The 1,541-nt window shown below is 73.3% G+C and carries 2 protein-coding genes; both read left to right on the forward strand.

Annotated features, from left to right (window positions below):
- Positions 1-880, forward strand: an 880-nt coding sequence (locus tag NBZ83_RS32080; protein WP_261576506.1) for a 3-hydroxyacyl-CoA dehydrogenase family protein, incomplete at its 5' end; no start/stop codon positions are given.
- 227 nt (positions 881-1,107) lie between these two features.
- A partial coding sequence (locus NBZ83_RS32085; RefSeq protein WP_261576507.1) for a YkvA family protein occupies positions 1,108-1,541 on the forward strand: 434 nt, incomplete at its 3' end.

Below are 1,541 nucleotides of genomic sequence, written 5' to 3' on the forward strand. Positions count from 1 at the left end.
GGACGCGGTCGGCGGGGCGGCGGGGCGGGTCCGGTCGGTCGGGATCGTGGGCAGCGGCACGATGGCCCGGGGTATCGCCGAGGTACTGGCCCGATCCGGCCATGAGGTCATCCTCCGGGCCCGGCGGGCGGAGGCCGCCGACGCGGCCCGCGACCGGGTGGCCGCGTCGCTGGCGGCGGCGGTCACGAAGGGTCGACTGTCCGAGGACGATCGCGGCGCCGCCCTGGGCCGGCTGCGAGTCACCACCGACCTCGGCGAACTCGGGGGCTGCGACGTGCTGCTCGAGGCGGTCGTCGAGGACCTGGCGGTCAAGCGCGAGCTGTTCACCGATCTGGACAAGGTCGCCCGGCCCGGCGCGGTGCTGGCGACCACCACGTCCTCGCTGCCGGTCGTCGAGTGCGCCACCGCGACCCGGCGGCCCCAGGACGTCGTCGGCATGCACTGGTTCAACCCGGCCCAGGTGATGCGCCTGGTCGAGGTGGTGCCCACGGTGCTCACCGGGGACGGGGCGACGGCGACGGTCCAGGCCCTGGCGCGGGCGGCGGGCCGGCATCCGGTGCGCTGCGCCGACCGGGCCGGCTTCATCGTCAACGCGCTGCTGTTCCCCTACCTGAACGACGCGGTGAAGATGCTGCAGGCGAACTACGCCACGATCGAGGACATCGACACGGCGATGATGGTCGGCTGCGGTCATCCCATGGGACCGTTCGCGCTCGCCGACGTGGTCGGGCTCGACGTCACTCTCGCCATCACCCGCTCGTTGTACGAGCAGTTCCGCGAGCCGGGCTACGCCCCGGCCCCCCTCCTGGAGCACCTGGTGCGGGCCCGCTTCCTGGGCCGCAAGACCGGCCGGGGCTTCTTGGCGCATCCTCGCCGGTAGTCCGTTCGGGGGGCTTCGAACTGGGGGAACTCGCCGCCCGAAGCACGCCGCCGCCGGGGTCACCCGGTCGAGGCGTCCCGGGGTGACGTGGCACGTCGTGGGGGCGTCGGCCGTTGACAGAAGACCAGCCGGCGGCCGTGGTCGCCCACGGCAGCTGCCGGATGCGGCACTAGGATGTCGCCGGTCGGCGGGAAGTCCCGGTTCGCACAAGAGGAGACGCCACGGCGATGGTCATGCTCGACAAGGACGCCGTGCGGCAGGTCGGTCGGGAGATAACGACGTTTCTCCCCGATCTGGTCATCATGCTGCGGCGGGTCGTCGCCGATCCGCGGGTGCCGCAGTCCGCGAAGGTCGAGGCCGCGGCAGCGCTGGCGTACCTGGTGTCGCCACGCAACCGGCTGACGAACATGATCCCCGTGGTGGGCCAGCTCGACGACGTCGCCATCGTCGCCTTCGCGTTCCGTCGGCTGGTCGTCGGCGCCGGGGAGCCGATCCTGCGCGAGCACTGGCGGGGCAGCGACCGCGGCTTCCAGGTGCTCATCGGCGCCTCCTCGGCCCTGGCGAGCCCGGCCGGAGCGCTGCGCAAGGCGAAGGTGGCCCGATCGCTCGTGGCCGCCGGAATCGACCGCGTCCGTGGCGGCGGGGCGGGTGGCTCGCTGTC

This window comes from Frankia gtarii, assembly GCF_025403375.1.
GTDB classification, from domain to species: domain Bacteria; phylum Actinomycetota; class Actinomycetes; order Frankiales; family Frankiaceae; genus Frankia; species Frankia gtarii.